The following is a 2,792-nucleotide window of genomic DNA, read 5'->3' as shown; positions in this document are numbered from 1 at the left end:
CGGTGGTGGCGGGTGCGTTGAGTCTGGAGGATGGTGCGCGGGTGGTGGCGTTGCGCAGTCGGGCGATCGCCGCGGAACTCGCCGGCCACGGCGGCATGGTCGCCGTGGACCGGCCCCTCGCCGAGGTGGAGGGGATACTCGCCGGCTACGCCGGGTCCGAGCACGACGGACAGCTCACGGTCGCCGCCGTGAACAGCCCCGCCACCACGGTGGTCTCCGGCGGCACGGCGGCCCTCGACGCCCTGATGGCCGACTGCGAGGCCCGCGGCGTCCGGGTCCGGCGCATCCCCGTCGACTACGCCTCCCACTGCGCCCAGGTCGAGGACATCCGGACCCAGGTCGAGAAGGCGGCAGCCGACGTGGTGCCGCGGCCCGCGCGGATACCGTTCTTCTCCACGGTGACCGGAGGCGACCTCGCCCACACCGAACTGGACGGCGCCTACTGGTACCGCAACCTGCGGTCCACCGTCCGCTTCGAGGACACCGTCCGCGCCCTGCTCGACGCCGGGTTCCGCAGGTTCGTCGAGGCGAGCGCGCACCCGGTGCTGACCACCGGGATCCAGATCACCGCCGAGGACCACGGCACGGACGTGTCCGTCACGGGCACCCTGCGCCGCGACGACGGCGGCCGGCCGCGCCTGCTGCGCTCGCTCGCCGAGGCATTCGTCACCGGCGTACCCGTGGACTGGGCCCGCTCCTACGACGGCCGCGCGACCCGGCGGGTCGAGCTGCCCACGTACGCCTTCCAGCACCGCCGCTTCTGGGTGGCGGACGGCGGCGCCGCCCGTCGCGCCACGCACGCGCGCCAGGACGGCGCGGAGGCCACCGGGCACCCCCTGCTCGGCAGCGCGGTGCCGCTGCCCGGGACCGGCGGAGTCCTGCTCACCGGGCGGCTCTCGCCGCGGGAACAGCCCTGGCTGCGCGACCACTCCGTACACGGGCGCGTACTGGTGCCGGGTACGGCACTGCTGGACATGGTCCTGCGCGCCGGGGACGCGGTCGGCTGCGACCGGGTGGAGGAACTGACCCTGGAGACCCCGCTGCTCCTGGACGCGTCCAGGCCGACCCAGGTACAGGTGCTGGTGGCCGGGGCCGCGGCGGACGGCAGCCGCGCGGTGGACGTCCACGCCCGGCTCCAGGACGCCGCGCCCCACGAGGCGGACTGGGTACGGCACGCACGGGCGACGCTCGTGAACGGCACCGGGCGCCGGGAACCCGTGGCCCCCGAGGAGCACCGGGAGCCCGTGACCTCAGAGAGCTGGCCCCCGGCGGACGCGCAGCCCGTGGACGTCACGGGACTCTACGAGCGGCTGCACGAGCAGGGCCTCACCTACGGAGCGGCGTTCCGAGGACTCACGCGGGTCTGGCGCGGGACGGCGGGCGAACTGTTCGCCGAAGCCGAACTGCCCGGGGCGGACGTGGCGGGCTTCGGCATCCACCCGGCCCTCCTCGACGCCGCCCTGCACGCCTGGCCGGCCTGCGCGGAGGACGAGCACATCGGCCGGCTGCCCTTCCTCTGGACCGGCGCCGCCCTCCACGCCACCGGAGCCGAACGGCTGCGGGCCACGCTCGCCCCGATGGCCGAGGGCGCCTTCTCGGTACGGGTCACGGACAGCGCGGGGCTGCCGGTCCTGTCCGCCGACGGACTACTGACGCGTCCGCTCGACGAGGCGCGCCTGCCCGCCCCGCCCGAGGACGGCGTCGCCGCCGCCCACCGGCTCGCCTGGACCCGCGTACCGGACTCGTCCCGGGACAGCGAACCTCCGCGCGTCGCGGTGCTCGGGGAGACGGCCCCCGGGCTCCCCGCGACCGACCCGGCCCTCGTGGGATGCGCCGACCTGGGAGCACTGGCGGAACGCCTGGCGGACGGCGGAACGGCGGCACCCGGGCACGTCCTGGTGGACCTGCGGACCGGCGCGTCCCAGGACACCGGCGGCGACATGGCCGCGGACGCCGAGCGCACCGCCCTGCACGCGCTGGACCTCGTGCAGCAGTGGCTGTCCGGGGAGCACTTCGCGCAGTCCCGGCTGGTCCTCGTCACCGGCGGAGCCGTCCACGTCCACGACGCGGAACGCATGGACCACCTCGCGGCCGCACCCGTGTGGGGCCTGGTGCGTTCGGCACAGACCGAGCACCCCGGGCGCTTCGTCCTCCTCGACGTCCTCGGCCGCACCCCCGCGGCCCCCGAAACGGTGGCGCGCGCCCTCTCCTCGGGCGAGCCCCAACTCGCCGTCCGCGGCGACGAGATCCTCGCCCCGCGCCTGGTGCGCGGCGACGCGCCGACGACGGCCCCGGTGAGCGAACGGCCCGAAACGGTCCCCGCGCGCGACGAGGACCCGGCCGGGACACGGCAGCTCACCCACGCCGGAAACGGCACCCTCGAAGGGATCGTCTGGGGCCCGGCGCCCGAGGACCGGGGCGACCGCGTCCTGGGCGAGCACGAGGTGCGCGTCGACGTCCGCGCCGTCGGCCTCAACTTCCGCGACGTGCTGATCCCGCTGGGCATGTACCCGGACGCGGAGAGCGCGCGCATGGGCAGCGAGGGGGCCGGCGTGGTCACCGCCATCGGGTCCCGCGTGACGGGTGCCGCGGTGGGCGACCGGGTCATGGGCGTCTGGCAGGACGCGTTCCGGTCCTCCGTCGTGGTGGATGAGCGGGTGGTGGTGGGGGTGCCGGAGGGGTGGTCGTTCGTCGAGGCGGCGTCGGTGCCGGTGGCTTTTGTGACGGCGTTCTATGCGTTGGTGGATGTGGCGGGTGTGCGGTCGGGTGAGTCGGTGTTGGTGCATGCGGCT

At 75.6% G+C, this 2,792-nt stretch carries 1 protein-coding gene; it reads left to right on the top strand.

The genetic code is table 11. The annotated features are described in order from the left end of the window. Positions 1 to 2 precede the first annotated feature (2 nt). Positions 3 to 2,792: acyltransferase domain-containing protein (locus IG94_RS0137865; RefSeq protein WP_346009436.1), on the top strand; the 2,790-nt coding region annotated here is incomplete at its 3' end.

Origin of the sequence: Streptomyces olivaceus (assembly GCF_000721235.1) — a bacterium.
In the GTDB taxonomy this organism is placed as follows: Bacteria; Actinomycetota; Actinomycetes; order Streptomycetales; family Streptomycetaceae; genus Streptomyces; species Streptomyces olivaceus.
The sequence above is the reverse complement of the archived record's forward strand: the minus strand, read 5'-3'. Positions and strand labels throughout refer to the sequence as shown.